We start from the raw sequence: 14264 nt of genomic DNA on the forward strand, positions 1-14264 counted from the left end.
CGCCGCACCCGCCGACAAGGCCCACCCGGCGCACCCGCCGACAAGGCGCAACCGGCGCACCCGGCGGAGCGGCGCTCACCGGGCCCGTCCGGCAGCCACCGGGTGCACGACCCGTCGTGCCGCGTCGCCGGCTGCGCTAGCGTGGCGATCATGGAACCTTCCGCTGGTCCCCGGGCGCGGCGACTCTTCGGCGGCAGCGCCCGCGCCCTCGGTGACCTCGCCGGCAGCCCGTTCCGGGCCGACCGGGACCGGATCGTGGCTTCGCCGTTCTTCACCCGGCTGGGCGGGGTGACCCAGGTGGTCAGCCCGGGCGGCTCCGGCCTGCTGGTGCACAACCGACTCACCCACAGCCTCAAGGTCGCCCAGGTGGCCCGCGCCATCGCCGAGCGGCTCACCGCCGACAAGCGCTGGCGGGACCTGCTGGACGCCCTCGGCGGCTGCGACCCCGACGTGGTCGAGGCCGCCGCCCTCGCCCACGACCTCGGGCACCCGCCGTTCGGGCACCTGGGGGAGCGGGTGCTCGACCGGCTGGCCCGGCAGCGGCTCGGCCTGGCCGACGGCTTCGAGGGCAACGCCCAGTCGTACCGGATCGTCACCAGCACCGAGATCCGGGGCGCGGCGACCACCGGCCTGGACCTGACCGCGGCCGTGCGGGCCGCGCTGCTGAAGTATCCGTGGACCCGGCTGGACCACCCGGACCCGCACCCCCGGCACCTCACCCCGGCTCCCCGGGGCGCCGCCGCGCCGCCGGACGAGCCGGAGAGCGGCTCGTCGAAGTTCGGCGCGTACCGCACGGAGCTCAACGACCTGCGGCAGGCGCGGGCCCCGTTCGTCGGGCGGATCGCCGACTGGCAGCAGACCGTCGAGGCGTCGGTGATGGACACCGCCGACGACATCGCGTACGCCATCCACGACGTCGAGGACTTCTACCGGGTCGGGGTGCTCCAGCAGGGTGCCGTGGCCGCCGAGCTGATCGCCTGGCAGCGCGAGCACGGGCGCTTCCGGGCCGTCACCGCGCAGGCGCTGGCCGGCGGCGGCCGCCGCCCCGGCGCGGCCATCGAGCGGCTGCGCCGGCAACTGCACCGCAAGGACGGCTGGGTCGCCGACGACGAGGCGTTCGCCGCCGCCGTGGAGCACGTCCGGCAGGAGCTGGTCGAGGGGCTGCTGGCGATGCCGTTCGACGGCTCGATCGAGGCCGAGCAGTACGTGGCCCGGTTCTCCGCCCGGTGGACCACCCGGTTCGTCGACTCGATCACCGTCACCGAGACCCCGTCGGTGCGTTCCGGGCACGTGCTGCTCGCCCCGGCGCAGTGGCACGAGGTGCAGGTGCTCAAGTTCGTCCACCACCGCTTCGTGCTGGCCCGCCCCGACCTGGCCCTGCACCAGCGCGGCCAGGCCCGGCTGCTGGGCACGCTGGTCGAGGCGCTCTGGGAGTGGCTGCTCGACCCGGAGGAGGAGTCCCGGCTGCCGCGCCGGCTGCACGACCTGGTCGAGCTGGCCGAGGCGGAGCTGCACCCGCGTACGCCGGACCGGATCGGCCGGGCCCGGGGCCGGGCGATCATCGACTTCGTCGCCCAGCTCACCGACGGTCAGGCGGTGGCGATGCTCGACGCCCTCTCGGGCCGCTCCGGGGCGCTCTGGACGGACGCGTTCGTGCTCTGACCGGGGGCGGGTGTCGGCATGGGCGCGCGGGGGCCGCAGACCCGCTGGACGTACTCCTCGGCGTCGGCGAGGGCGTCGAACTCGGGCCGCAGCATGGCCACCCGCAGCAGGTCGTGCCACTCGCCCCGGCGGAACACCGCCTCCCGGTCGCGGCCCTCGATGCGCCAGCCGCACTTGCGCACGTACGCGCCCAGGCTCGGCGCGTTGAACGGCAGGATCGTGCTGTGCAGCCGGCGCAGCCCGACCTCGTAGAAGGCCCACGCCATGATCAGCATGATCGAGTCCGTGCCGGCGCCCCGGGGGGCCAGGCCGGGCATGAGCTTCACCGCCGTGAGCGCCGACCGGTTGTGCCAGTCGATCTCCCAGAGGCCGGTCAACCCCAGCGGCTCGTCGGTGTCGACGGCGGCGACGGTCAACCGGCGCACCGCGGGGTCGCGCTGGGACTGGCGCAGCCACTCCTCCTGACCGTCGCGCCCGATCGGCCAGTTCCAGCCCACGACGTGGTGCCGGACCCCGTCGGCGACGGCCAGGTCGGCCAGGAAGTCGAGATCCGTCACCCGGGTCGGGCGAATGGCGACCAGTCGACCGTTCAGCATGCTGCGTCCTCCGCCGCTGACGACACCCGAGGGGCGGGCCGGCGACGCCGAACCCGCCGGGTCACGGGTGGTGACGGTGTGGTCACGCGTCAGGTCTATCAGAGGTACGCCGGGTGCGCCCGTGTTCCGGCCGGGCGCGTCGCGGAGGAGCGCCGCCGCCGTGCGGCTCAGGCGATGGACTGCCACCAGCCGTCGACGGGCGGCGGGTCGTCGACCACCACCCGCTCGCCGGGGCGGGGCACCGCCAGCCGGACGTCGCGGGCCTTGGCCTCGGCCCAGACCCGGTCCACCGGCTCCGACCAGTCGTGCAGGGCCAGGTTGAACGTCGCCCAGTGCACCGGCACGAGCAGCCCGCCGCGCAGGTCGACGTGGGCGGCGACGGCCTCCTCGGGGAACATGTGGATGCTCGGCCACGCCCGGTCGTACGCGCCGATCTGCATCAGCGTCACGTCGAACGGGCCGTGCGCGTCGCCGATCTCGGCGTACCCGTCGAAGTAGCCGGAGTCGCCGGTGTAGAAGACCCGGCGGTGCGCCCCGGCCACCACCCACGAGCTCCACAGCGTGCCGTCGCGGCGCAGCCCCCGGCCGGAGAAGTGCTGGGCGGCGGTGGCGGTGACGGTCAGCCCGCCGACCCGGTGGCTCTGCGACCAGTCCAGCTCGACGATCCGGTGCTCCGGCACGCCCCAGCGTTGCAGGTGCGCCCCGACGCCCAGCGGCACCAGGAACGGCGCGGACTGCCGGGCCACCAGCTCCCGCACGGTGGCCATGTCGAGGTGGTCGTAGTGGTCGTGGGAGATCAGGACGGCGTCCACGGCCGGCAGCTCGTCGAGGCCGACCGGGGGCGCGTGCAGCCGGCGCGGCCCGACCGCCGCAGACGGGGAACACCGCTCGCTCCACACCGGGTCGATCAGCACCCGCCGGCCCTCGATCTCGATCAGCGCCGACGCGTGGCCGTACCAGACGATGTTGAGCTCCCGCTCGGTGGCGGGCGCGGCGGCCGGACGCAGCAGCGGGACGGCGGTGGTCGGCCGCCGCTTCTGCTTGCCGAAGACCAGCTCACGGAGCAGGTTGCGGTCGGGGGCACCGGCCATCGACCGGCTGCCGCCCCGGTTGCGGAAGGCGCCGTCGCGGAACTGCGGCGATCGGGCCGCCCGCTCGGCGCGGGCACCCGTCAGCCGCCCGCCGAGCGCCGCCGGCACGTCCCGCGCCACCCAGGCCAGCCCGACCAGCGCGGCCAACCCGGCCGCGCCGCCCAGCCGCCGCCCGAACGCGCCTCGCCCGCCCCGTTGCCCTGCTTCCCCCATGCCGTGCCCCCTCAGCCGCATCCGCCCTACACGGTAACCCGCCCCCCACCCCTCCCCACCCCTCCCCACCCCTCCCCGCCCCCCACCCCTCCCGCCCTCCCCACCCTCCCCGCCCTCCCCGCCGTCGATCATGGAGTTGTGGTGCCCAACGGAAGCCGCAACACGGGCTATTCGCCCACCACGGGTCCATGATCGACGCCAAAGAGGCGAGGGCGGGGGGACGGGCGGTGGACTGCTCCGGTGCCGGGGAGGCCGTTGGGCGGTGCCGTGGAAGAAGCGGTTCGGGTTGGCCACCGGCTCCACCTGCGTCTTCGGGAAGCCCTTCGCCACCAGGATCTGGTTCAGCTCGGCCGCCGGGCAGACCAGGCCGCAGAGCCGCACGGCGGTGTCGTCGGAGACGGTGATCAGGGTCGCCAGCACGTGGCCCAGGGTGACGCTGCTCGGGTACGCGCCGTCGAGGCTGAAGATCCCGTCCCCGCCGGCCACCACGATCGACGAAGTGACGTCGAGCGGCTGATCGAGCGTGAGCAGCCCTCGGTCGTTGTCCAGCACCGCCGTGGTCACCGCGACCTTGTTCACGCTGTACGCCTCGATCTGGGCGTCCGCCTCGTCGGCGACGGCCACCAGCGGGGCGGCCGACGGGTTGGCGACGGAGATGTACGCCTGCCAGTCGCCGCCGGCGTGGGTGGACTCCCGCAGGTAACTGGCGGCCAGCCGGCGCGCCGCCCGGCCCGGGTCGGTGGCGGCCTGCGGCCGGGCGGCCGGGGCGGCGGCGGAGGCTGGTGCGGCGGCAGCGAGCACCGTGCCGGCGGTCGCCATCGTGCCGAGGCCCAGCGCCGATCTGCGGTTCCCCCTGATCGTCATTCGCGCCCTCCGTCGGCTGGTGTGGATCATGCAACCTAGGGCGTGAGCGTCGATACCGGGTACCGCCGCAGGTCACCCGGCGGGTCAGGGCGCGAGGACCACCTTGACGCAGCCGTCCTCCTTCTGCTGGAACATCCGGTACGCCTGCGGCGCCTCGGTCAGCGGCACCCGGTGGGTGCGCAGGTCCTCCACGCCCAGCGGGTCGTCGTCGCCGGAGAGCAGCGGAATGATCTCGTCGGTCCACCGCCGCACGTGGCACTGCCCCATCCGCAGCTGGACGCCCCGGTCGAACATCTCCATCAGCGGCATCGGGTCGACCTCGCCGCCGTACACCCCGGAGATCGACACGGTGCCGCCGCGCCGGACGGCCTTCAGCGCGGCCTTCAGCACGACCAGCCGGTCCACGCCGACGTGGTCGGTCATCGCCTGGGCCAGCTTGTCCGGCAGCAGCCCGGCGGCGCCCTGGGCGAGCTTGCCGGCGGTGGAGCCGTGCGCCTCCATGCCGACCGCGTCGATCACCGCGTCCGGGCCGCGCCCGTCGACCAGGTCGATCAGCGCCCCCGGCACGTCGTCGAGCTGGCGGACGTCGAGCGTCTCGATGCCGTGCCGGCGGGCCATCTCCAGCCGCTCCGGCACCAGGTCCAGCCCGATCACCCGCTCCGCGCCGAGGTGCCGGCCGATGCGGGCGCTGAGCTGGCCCACCGGGCCCAGCCCGAAGACCGCCAGGGTGCCGCCGCGCGGGCAGTCGGCGTACTTCACCGCCTGCCAGGCGGTGGGCAGGATGTCCGACAGGTACAGCCAGCGCTCGTCCGGGCCGCTCTGCGGGACCTTCACCGGCCCGAACTGGGCGTGCGGCACCCGCAGGTACTCGGCCTGCCCGCCGGGCACCGAGCCGTAGAGCGAGGTGTAGCCGAACAGCGCCGCGCCCTTGCCCTGGGCGGTGACCTGGGTGGTCTCGCACTGGGCGTAGAGCTGCCGCTGGCACATCCAGCAGGTGCCGCAGGAGATGTTGAACGGAACCACCACCCGGTCGCCCGGCTTCAGCCGGGTCACCCCCGAGCCGACCTCCACGACGATTCCCATCGGCTCGTGCCCCAGGATGTCGCCGGGCTTCAGGTACGGCCCGAGCACCTCGTACAGGTGCAGGTCGGAGCCGCAGATCGCGGTGGAGGTGATCTTGATGATCGCGTCGGTGGGCTCCTCGATGCGCGGGTCCGGCACCTCCTCCACCCGGACGTCCCGCTTGCCCTGCCAGGTCAGTGCCTTCATCCCGTCCCGTCCCCTCGCCGGCCGTCTGTCCCGCAGTTCGTCGGCATCGCAGTTCGTTGGCGTCGTCCAGGGGACTGCTACCCGCGCAGGGGGTCTTGAACCGACCCATGGCCGGGACCCGAGCCGAGGCGTTCCGGCGGCGTGGGCTCGCCGAACGCGATATTCCTTCTTGTCCTGTTACGCCACGGTTGGTTAATTAGTCCTTAAGCGAGGTGTATAAGGCTCGTTGGTGGTGTTGGTCCCCTATGGTGAAGCCCTGCGCAGGCCTGACACCCCCGTCGGCCTGCCGAGCAGAGTCGAACGCGCGGGCTCGCGTGGCAGGGAGGCCACACACATGAGGATCCTGGTTACCGGCGGCGCCGGCTTCATCGGCTCGCACTTCGCCCGGAGCCTGCTCAACGGGAGGTACGTCGGCTTCGAGGGCTGCCACGTCACCGTCGTGGACAAGCTGACCTACGCCAGTGACCGCAACAACCTGCCCTCCCAACACCCGAGGCTGACCTTCGTCCGGGGCGACATCTGCGACCGTTCGCTCCTGGCCGACCTGCTCCCCGGGCACGACGCGGTGGTGCACTTCGCCGCCGAGTCGCACGTCGACCGCTCCATCGACGACCCCGCCCCGTTCTTCGAGACCAACGTGATGGGCTCGCACCACCTGATGGCCGCCTGCGCCCGCGCCGGGGTGGGTCGGGTGGTGCACGTCTCCACCGACGAGGTGTACGGGTCGATCACCGACGGCTCGTGGACCGAGCGCTGCGTGCTGGAGCCCAACTCGCCCTACGCGGCGTCGAAGGCGGCCAGCGACAGCGTGGTGCGCTCCTACTGGCGCACCTACGACGTCGACGTGTCGATCACCCGCTGCGCCAACAACTACGGCCCGTACCAGCACGTGGAGAAGGTCATCCCGCGCTTCGTCACCAGCCTGCTCACCGGCGGCGACATCACCCTGCACGGCGACGGCGGGGCGGTGCGCGAGTGGCTGCACGTCGACGACCACTGCCTGGCCATCGCGCTGGTGCTGGCCAAGGGGCGGGCGGGGGAGATCTACAACATCGGCGGCGACGTGGAGCTGAGCAACAAGGCACTGGCCGAGAAGATCCTGCGCATCGCCGGGGTCGGCTGGGAGCGGGTGCGGTACGTCGCCGACCGCCGGGTGCAGGACCAGCGGTACTCGCTGGACTACACCAAGATCTCCGAGGAGCTGGGCTTCGTGCCGCAGATCCGCTTCACCGACGGCCTCTACGAGGTCTTCCACTGGTACCGGGAGAACCGGGCCTGGTGGGCGCACGCCTACCCGGACGCGCGCACCGGCGCGCTGGGCAACTCGGTGCGCGGGCTCCCGGCCGCCCGCGCGGTGCCCGCCCCGGTGCACTGAGCCGCGCCCGCGCCGGCCCCGGTGCGCTGAGCCGCGCCCGCGCCGGCCCCGGTGCGCTGAGCCGCGCCCGCGCCGGCCCCGGTGCGCTGAGCCGGCACCGCGCGCCCGCGCCCGACCGGCCCGCGCAGCCGGGGGCCCGCCCGGAATCCGTCAGCGCCCCTCGGCGTCGTCCATCGCCCGGTAGATCCGCTGCTCGGAGACCGGGTACGGGGTGCCCAGCGCCTGCGCGAAGACGTTCACCCGCAGCTCCTCGATCATCCAGCGGATCTGCCGCACCGCCGCCGACTGCCGCCGGCTCGGCGGCAGCGCGGCCAGCAGGTCGGCGTACTCCTTGCGCACCGCCGCGACGCGGTCGGACTGCTGGCGGTCCCGCTGCGGGTTGCCCGGCAGTCGATCCAGCCGTCGCTCGATCGCCGTCAGGTAGCGCAGCAGGTCGGGCAGGCGGGCGTACCCGGCCTCGGTGATGAAACCGGGGTGCACCAGGCCGGAGAGCTGGGCCCGGATGTCGGCCAGGGCGGCCACCACGGCCAGGTTCTGGGTCTTGCCGAGCCGCTGCTCCACCGCGTACGCGGCGGCCAGCACCTGCCGCACCCGGCCCATCACCTCGACCACGGTGTCCACCAGGTCGGCGCGGACCCGCTCGCGCAGCGCGGCGAAGCCCTCGGCGTCCCAGGCCGGGCCGCCCGCGTCGGCGATCAGCTTGTCGATCGCCGCCCCGGCCGCGTCGGAGATCAACTCCTGCACGCTGCCGTGCGGGTTGCGGCTCAGCGCCAGCTTCGCCTCGTTGCTCAACCGACCCTGCAGGAACTTCGCCGGCGACGGCACGGTCAGCCGCAGCAGCCGCCGGGTCCCCGCCCAGTGCGCGGCGGCCTGCTCGGCCTCCGAGTCGAAGACCTTCACCCCGACCGTCGACCCCTCGTCGACCAGCGCCGGGTACGCGGTCACCGCGAACCCGGCGCGGACCTGCTCGATCGTGCGCGGCAGGGCGCCGATGCTCCACTCGGTCAGCCCGGTGCGGGCCACGTCCGGCGCGGCGGCGGCCACCACCTGCCGTACCTCCTGGCGGAGCCGGCGTTGCAGGGTCGGCAGGTCCTTGCCCTCGGCGACGGGCTTGTTCTCCTCGTCGAGCACCCGGAAGCTGACCCGCAGGTGCGCGGGGAGCCGCTGCACGTCCCAGGCGTCGCGGGGCACGGTCACCCCGGTCATCCGGCGCAGCTGCCGGGTCAGCGCGTCCAGCAGCGGCTCCTCGCCCGGGGTGATCGCCGCCAGCGCGGCGCGGGCGTAGTCGGGCACCGGCACGAAGTTGCGTCGGATCGCCTTCGGCAGCGACCGGATCAGCGCGATCACCAGCTCCTCGCGCAGGCCGGGCACCTGCCAGTCGAAGCTCTCCGCCGGCACCTGGTTGAGCAGCGGCAGCGGGATGTCGACGGTCACCCCGTCGGTGGGCGCGGTCGGGTCGAAGGTGTACGTCAGCGGCAGGGTCACCCCGTCGGCCTGCCACTGGTCGGGGTAGTCGGCCTCGTCGACCCCGCCCCGGCCGGCGTTGACCAGCAGCTCCCGGGTGAAGGTGAGCAGGTCGGGCCGCTCCCGGCGGGTCTGCTTCCACCAGGCGTCGAAGTGCCGCCCGGAGACCACGTCGGCCGGGATCCGCTCGTCGTAGAAGCTGAAGATCGTCTCGTCGTCGACCAGGATGTCCCGCCGCCGGGCCCGGTTCTCCAACTCCTCGATCTCGGTGAGCAGCTTCTGGTTGTCCCGCCAGAACTGATGGTGGGTGGACCAGTCGCCCTCGACCAGGGCGTGCCGGATGAACAGCTCCCGCGACAGCGCCGGGTCGATCCGCCCGAAGTTGACCTTCCGGGCGGTGACCAGCGGCACCCCGTACAGGGTCACCTTCTCGTACGCCAGCACCGCCGCCTGCTTCTTCTCCCAGTGCGGCTCGCTGTAGCTGCGCTTGACCAGGTGCTGCGCCAACGGCTCGACCCACTCCGGCTCGACCCGCCCGGCCACCCGCCCCCAGAGCCGGGAGGTCTCCACCAGCTCGGCGGCCATCACCCAGCGCGGCGGCTTGCGAAACAGCGCCGAGCCGGGGAAGAGGGCGAACTTCGCCCCCCGCGCGCCCAGGTACTCGTGCTTCTGCGCGTCCTTCAACCCGACGTGGGAGAGCAGCCCGGCCAGCAGCGACTGGTGCACCTTCGGCGTGTCGATCTCCTCCGGCAGGTCCGCGCCGGGCCCGCGCCGGCCGCCGTCCGCCCCGGCCTCCTTCGCGCCCCGCCCGCCGCGCGCCCCGTCGCCCTGCTCGGGGGTACGCAGCACCTGGCGCAACTGGGCGACGATGTCCTGCCACTCGCGTACCCGCAGGTAGTTGAGGTATTCCGCCTTGCACATCCGGCGGAACGCGCTGGACGACAGGTCCCGCTGCTGCTCCCGCAGGTACCGCCACAGGTTCAGCAGCGCCACGAAGTCGGATTCTTTGTCGGCGAACCGGGCGTGCGCCTGGTCGGCCTGGGCCTGCTTCTCCGCCGGCCGCTCGCGCGGGTCCTGGATGGAGAGCGCGGCGGCGATCACCACCACCTCCGTGGCGCAGCCGTTGCGCTCGCCCTCGGTGACCATCCGGGCCAGCCGGGGGTCCACCGGGAGCTGGGCCAGCCGCCGACCCAACGGGGTGAGCCGCTTCGCCGGGTCGGTCTCCGCCGGGTCCAGCGCGCCCAGCTCGTGCAGCAGGTTCACCCCGTCGGCGATGTTGCGCCGGTCCGGCGGGTCGATGAACGGGAACGCCGCCACGTCTCCCAGCCCGATCGAGGTCATTTGCAGGATGACCGAGGCCAGGTTGGTGCGCAGGATCTCCGGGTCGGTGAACTCCGGCCGGGACGCGAAGTCGTTCTCGTCGTACAACCGGATGCAGATGCCGTCCGACGTACGCCCGCAGCGGCCCTTGCGCTGGTTGGCCGACGCCTGCGACACCGGCTCGATCGGCAGCCGCTGCACCTTCAGCCGGCTGGAGTAGCGGGAGATCCGGGCGGTGCCCGGGTCCACCACGTACTTGATGCCCGGCACGGTCAGCGACGTCTCCGCGACGTTCGTGGCGAGCACCACCCGCCGCCCGGCGTGCGGGGCGAAGACCCGGTGCTGCTCGGCGGAGGACAACCGGGCGTACAGGGGCAGGATCTCGGTGCCCAGCAGCGAGCGCTTCGACCCGACCAGCTTGCCCAGCGCGTCGGCGGTGTCGCGGATCTCCCGCTCCCCGGAGAGGAAGACCAGGATGTCGCCCGGCCCCTCGGCGGCCAACTCCTCGACGGCGTCGCCGATCGCCTGGACCTGGTCGCGGACGTTGTCGGCGTCGTCGTCCTCGTCGTCGTCCTCGGCCACCTCCACCAGCGGCCGGTACCGCACCTCCACCGGGTACGTCCGCCCGGTCACCTCGACCACCGGCGCGGGCCGGCCCTCCTCCTCGCCCGGCGCCGGCGGGGCGGCGAAGTGCCGGGCGAACCGCCCGGTCTCGATCGTCGCCGAGGTGATGATCACCTTGAGGTCGGGGCGGCGGGGGAGGAGCTGCCGCAGGTACCCCAGGATGAAGTCGATGTTCAGGCTGCGCTCGTGCGCCTCGTCGATGATCAACGTGTCGTACTGGCGCAGCATCCGGTCGGTCTGCAACTCCGCCAGCAGGATGCCGTCGGTCATCAACTTCACCAGGCTGCGCTCGCTGACCTGGTCGTTGAAGCGGACCTTGTAGCCCACCACGTCGCCCAGCTCGGTGCCGAGCTCCTCGGCGATCCGGTCGGCCACCGTCCGGGCGGCCAGCCGCCGGGGCTGGGTGTGCCCGATCAGCCCGTGCACCCCCCGCCCCAGCTCCAGGCAGATCTTCGGCAGCTGGGTGGTCTTGCCGGAGCCGGTCTCGCCGGCCACGATCACCACCTGGTGGTCGCGGATCGCGGCGGCCAGGTCGTCCTTGCGCTCGCTGACCGGCAACCCCGCCGGGTACGTGATCACCGGCACCGCCGCCCGGCGCGCGGCGAGCCGCCGCTCGGCCCGCTCCACGTCGGCGGTGACCTCGGCCAGCGCCGCGTCCCGCCGCTGCGGGTCACGCAACCGGCGCATGCCGTCGAGACGGCGCTGGATCCGGCGCTGGTCGCGGAACATCAGCTCGCCCAGGCGGCGCTGCAACTCGCGCCCGGCCCGGCCGGCGTCGGCCTTAGCGGGCCGGCTGCCCTCGGGCACGGCGGGCCGGCTGGCCTCGGGCACGGCGGGCCGGCCGGCCTCGGGCATGGCGGGCCGGCTGGCCTCGGGCATGGCGGATTGGCCGGCGTCGGCCTTGGCGGGCCGGCTGGCCTCGGGCATGGCGGACTGGCCGGCGTCGGCCTTAGCGGGCCGGCTGGCCTCGGGCATGGCGGACTGGCCGGCGTCGGGCACGGCGGATCGGCTGGCCTCGGCCTTGGCGGGTCGGCTGGCGTCGGGCGCGGCGGGTCGGCCGGTGTCGGGTGCGGCTGGCTGGTCGGCGTCGGTTGCGGCGGACCGGTTGGCGTCGGACGTGGCGGGTCGGCCGGTGTCGGACGTGGCGGGCTGGCTGGCGGCGGGCCGGCTGGTGTCGGGCGCGGCAGGTCGGACGGCATCGGACGCTGCGGATACGGCTGGATTCTGCATGTCGTCGCCAAGGATAGGCAGCCCGGACGCCGATCGCCCCCCGGTTACCGCCGTCCCGGTCGCCGGCCCCCCGTCCGACGCCCGAGACTAGAGTTGACCGCCGAGCGACACCGACCGCGGGGGCGACGACAATGACCATGCGAGACACCGACCGGGCGCTGGTGCAGGCCGCCACGGCGGTGGCCAAGCTGCGCTGCCGCAGCGAGAACCACACCGTCGCCGCCGCCGTTCGCAGCGTCGACGGGCGGGTCTTCACCGGCGTGAACGTCTACCACTTCACCGGCGGCCCCTGTGCCGAGATCGTCGCCCTCGGTGCCGCCGCCACCCAGGGCGCGGGTGAGCTGGAGACCATCGTCGCGGTGGGCGACCGGGGGCGGGGCGTCCTTGCGCCGTGCGGCCGGTGCCGGCAGGTGCTGCGGGACTACTTCCCGTCGATCCGGGTGGTCGTCGGCCCGCCGGAGGCCCTGCGCGTGGCGCGGATCGACGACCTGCTCCCCGACACCTACGTCTGGGCCGACCACCAACTCCCCACCCCCGTCGTGCCCACCCCCACCCCCGTCGTGCCCACCCCCCGCCCCTAACCACCCCCGCGCGTCGTCAAGATCCGAGCATTTTCAGGGAAAATGCTGCCTGAAGGGCTGGTTGACCCAGCATTTTCAGGGAAAATGTTCGGATCTTGGTCTGCTCAGTGGGTTCGGATCTTGGTCTGCTCAGTGGGTCAGTGGGTCAGTGGGTCAGCGGGTGCGGGAGGTCAGGGCGCGGCGGAGTTCGGTCAGGAAGCCCTCGAAGTCGGTGTGGAAGCGCTTCGCCGTGAGGTGCAGGACGATCCAGTCCTCGCCGAGCAGCCGGTTGAGGCGCTGCCGATCGCGGTGGAACTGCTCGGGGTCGTGATGCCAGAGCCCGTCGTACTCGACGGCGACCTTGAGCTCGGGCCAGGCGAGATCGACGCGGGCGACGAAGCGGCCGTCGCGCTCGATGACGAACTGCGTCACCGGGTGGGGAAGGCCGGCGAGCACGAGCCGGACCCGCAACCGGGACTCCTGCGGTGACTCGGCACCTCCGTCGGCCAACTCGGCGACGCGCAGCGCCCGCTTCCAGCCCTTGACGCCGACGTTGCCCCGGGTCCGGTCGCGTAGCGGGCCGGGGCGGACCAGCCCGAGCCTGACGAGGCAGTCCACCACCGCCACGGCCTCCTCGACGGGCAGCCACTGCGCCAGGTCCCAGCAGGTGCGCTCCGGGGTGGTCACCGCGAGCCCGTTCCACTGCCGGACGTCGTCGTCGCCGAGCATCACCGTGTGTACGGTGAGCCCGGCGACGGGCCCGAAGCGCCGGCCGGCGGGGATCAGGACGTCGAGCGGGTCGGCGGTGTCGACGCTGCCCGCGCCGAAGAGGGCGGCGGCGCTGCGGCCGGCGATGACGGCCCCGGAGGGGAGCAGCCACCGGGCGGCGGCGCTGCACCGCAGCCGGTGGGTGACGGTGACGTCCGCGTCCACGAAGACGTCCTTGAACAGCGGTCGCCAGGCCCCGCTGCGCAATTCGGCGCGGGTCAGCAACCCGTCGGCGACGACCCGTGAACCCTGGAAGACGCGCCCCCGCAACCGCTCGGGACGCCGAGGAGAAACACCCACGCCCCCCACCCTGCCGCCCCGCCCCTGCCTCCCGCGACCCCCCTGCGGATAACTCGGGAAGACGCAAGATCCGCGCGACTTCAGGGGACATGCCGGGTCGAGGCGGCGCGACGACGCAGCAAGTTCCCCGAAGATGCGCGGATCTTGGGCGGTACGAGGGCGGTATGCGCGGGTGCGAGGCGGAGGGAGTGGGCGTGTACGGGTGGGAGGTTAGGCGGCGGTGGACCAGGTTGCGCGGAAGGCGGCGGCCTCGCCGGCGAGCCAGCGCTCCACCTGGTCGGGCTTGACCGCGCTGGGCATGCGGTGGGTCTCGCCCCGGCGCACGTCGACCAGGACCGGCTCGGCGTGCGGCAGGACGGCGTCCATGTGCCGGGCCATCAGGTGCAGGGTGGCCAGGGCGGCCTCCTCGCTGGGTGGGGCCTCGTCGAAGTGCAGGCGGACGGCCTCGGCGCGACCGTCCTCGGCGTACCGGATGCCGAAGTGGGGGTTGATCTTGACGGGGAGGTCGCCGAGCATGGCCAGGGCGTCGCGGGTCTGGGCGAGGTCGACGCCGGTCGGCTCGCCGAGGGTGTGCAGCCAGGCGGTCGCGCCCGGGACGAGCGCCTCGTAGAGCGGGCGCCAGCGGGGCTTCACCGCGTCGGCGATCTGCGCCAGGTGGGTGCCGCCGGTGTGGAAGGCGATGTCGGCCTTGAGCGCCTTGACGAACTGACCGTGCGGGTTGAAGCCGTGCCGGCTGGCCCGCTGCTTGCGCAGGCCCCCGACGAAGTTGGCCTTGGTGGGCCCGGTGCGGTCGACGTACCGGGTGAAGCCGAGGAGGGTGGCGTAGGGCGGGAGGGTGCTGGAGGTGGGCGCGGTCACGGAAGTCCTCCCAGGTCAGGACTTGGTTTAGTACATACATTCTAATCGACGGGTCTGACATTGCCCAGCG

9 protein-coding genes and 1 pseudogene are annotated in these 14264 nt (G+C 73.5%); 3 read left to right on the plus strand and 7 right to left on the minus strand.

The features are described from left to right. The first annotated feature begins 150 nt into the window (after positions 1-150). Positions 151-1662 carry a deoxyguanosinetriphosphate triphosphohydrolase family protein gene (locus tag ACLQ2V_RS24300; protein WP_425720882.1) on the plus strand — a complete coding sequence of 504 codons (1512 nt, stop codon included), beginning with the start codon at positions 151-153 and terminating at the stop codon, positions 1660-1662. On the opposite strand, the gene ACLQ2V_RS24305 is transcribed toward ACLQ2V_RS24300, so the two are convergent. The 4 genes and pseudogenes from ACLQ2V_RS24305 to ACLQ2V_RS24320 all read right to left on the minus strand — a co-directional run bounded on the left by ACLQ2V_RS24305 (position 1590) and on the right by ACLQ2V_RS24320 (position 5695). Beyond that, a complete protein-coding gene (locus ACLQ2V_RS24305; RefSeq protein ID WP_425720883.1) occupies positions 1590-2258 on the minus strand; it encodes a GNAT family N-acetyltransferase in 669 nt (222 codons plus the stop codon). The genes ACLQ2V_RS24300 and ACLQ2V_RS24305 overlap by 73 nt on opposite strands. Positions 2259-2425: 167 nt before the next feature. Further along, a complete protein-coding gene (locus tag ACLQ2V_RS24310; RefSeq protein ID WP_425720931.1) occupies positions 2426-3562 on the minus strand; it encodes an MBL fold metallo-hydrolase in 1137 nt (378 codons plus the stop codon). Positions 3563-3865: 303 nt separating this feature from the next. Continuing rightward, a pseudogene (locus ACLQ2V_RS24315) lies at positions 3866-4456 on the minus strand (serine hydrolase); the annotation flags it as partial. Between the two features lie 54 nt (positions 4457-4510). Then, on the minus strand, positions 4511-5695 hold the full coding sequence (locus ACLQ2V_RS24320) for a zinc-dependent alcohol dehydrogenase (RefSeq protein ID WP_425720884.1): 1185 nt from the start codon (positions 5693-5695) through the stop codon (positions 4511-4513). A gap of 334 nt (positions 5696-6029) precedes the next feature. Here ACLQ2V_RS24320 and rfbB point away from each other — a divergent pair, with 334 nt between their 5' ends. Then, positions 6030-7070 carry a dTDP-glucose 4,6-dehydratase gene (gene rfbB / locus ACLQ2V_RS24325; RefSeq protein ID WP_425720885.1) on the plus strand — a complete coding sequence of 347 codons (1041 nt, stop codon included), beginning with the start codon at positions 6030-6032 and terminating at the stop codon, positions 7068-7070. Between the two features lie 150 nt (positions 7071-7220). Here rfbB and hrpA read toward each other — a convergent pair whose 3' ends face one another. Beyond that, positions 7221-11708 carry an ATP-dependent RNA helicase HrpA gene (gene hrpA, locus ACLQ2V_RS24330; RefSeq protein WP_425720886.1) on the minus strand — a complete coding sequence of 1496 codons (4488 nt, stop codon included), beginning with the start codon at positions 11706-11708 and terminating at the stop codon, positions 7221-7223. Between the two features lie 131 nt (positions 11709-11839). Between hrpA and ACLQ2V_RS24335 the strand changes: the two genes are divergently transcribed. After that, on the plus strand, positions 11840-12289 hold the full coding sequence (locus ACLQ2V_RS24335) for a cytidine deaminase family protein (RefSeq protein ID WP_425720887.1): 450 nt from the start codon (positions 11840-11842) through the stop codon (positions 12287-12289). Positions 12290-12442: 153 nt separating this feature from the next. On the opposite strand, the gene ACLQ2V_RS24340 is transcribed toward ACLQ2V_RS24335, so the two are convergent. Continuing rightward, on the minus strand, positions 12443-13336 hold the full coding sequence (locus tag ACLQ2V_RS24340) for an endonuclease domain-containing protein (protein WP_425720888.1): 894 nt from the start codon (positions 13334-13336) through the stop codon (positions 12443-12445). Between the two features lie 210 nt (positions 13337-13546). Next, complete coding sequence (locus tag ACLQ2V_RS24345) at positions 13547-14194, minus strand: hypothetical protein (protein ID WP_425720889.1); 648 nt, start codon at positions 14192-14194, stop codon at positions 13547-13549. Between the last annotated feature and the right edge of the window lie 70 nt (positions 14195-14264).

This window comes from Micromonospora sp. DT233 (genome assembly GCF_049841815.1).
GTDB lineage: Bacteria > Actinomycetota > Actinomycetes > Mycobacteriales > Micromonosporaceae > Micromonospora.

Bases quoted from the DNA above. Each gene is read 5' to 3' on its own strand.
- ACLQ2V_RS24300 (WP_425720882.1), top strand. From the start codon at position 151: ATGGAACCTTCCGCTGGTCCCCGGGCGCGGCGACTCTTCGGCGGCAGC.
- ACLQ2V_RS24305 (WP_425720883.1), bottom strand. From the start codon at position 2,258: ATGCTGAACGGTCGACTGGTCGCCATTCGCCCGACCCGGGTGACGGAT.
- rfbB (WP_425720885.1), top strand. From the start codon at position 6,030: ATGAGGATCCTGGTTACCGGCGGCGCCGGCTTCATCGGCTCGCACTTC.
- ACLQ2V_RS24310 (WP_425720931.1), bottom strand. From the start codon at position 3,562: ATGGGGGAAGCAGGGCAACGGGGCGGGCGAGGCGCGTTCGGGCGGCGG.
- ACLQ2V_RS24335 (WP_425720887.1), top strand. From the start codon at position 11,840: ATGACCATGCGAGACACCGACCGGGCGCTGGTGCAGGCCGCCACGGCG.
- hrpA (WP_425720886.1), bottom strand. From the start codon at position 11,708: ATGCAGAATCCAGCCGTATCCGCAGCGTCCGATGCCGTCCGACCTGCC.
- ACLQ2V_RS24320 (WP_425720884.1), bottom strand. From the start codon at position 5,695: ATGAAGGCACTGACCTGGCAGGGCAAGCGGGACGTCCGGGTGGAGGAG.